Here is a 232-nt window from a genome sequence, read left to right on the forward strand (position 1 = left end):
TGTCTAACAGCGGTAACGCTTTGGCTACGGCGACTGCCGTAAACGAAAAAATGGCGGTTTAGCAGAAGTATTTCCCAGACTGTATGAGCTGGAAAGTTCCTTACGATACTTCCAAATTTGTGGAAATTTCGATGGAGAAAGTGATCCCTACGCTTTTGGAAGCCTTGTTGTGGGTCTTCGTGGTGATGTCTCTCTTCCTGCCAATCATCCGCTTTCCGCTGCTGCCGACGTG

1 pseudogene is annotated in these 232 nt (G+C 48.3%); it reads left to right on the forward strand.

What is annotated here, in order from left to right:
* Positions 1-232, forward strand: a pseudogene (locus ACTHS4_RS12710) (efflux RND transporter permease subunit); the annotation flags it as partial.

The organism is Neisseria sp. P0014.S009, from assembly GCF_051958155.1.
GTDB classification, from domain to species: Bacteria; Pseudomonadota; Gammaproteobacteria; order Burkholderiales; family Neisseriaceae; genus Neisseria; species Neisseria flavescens_C.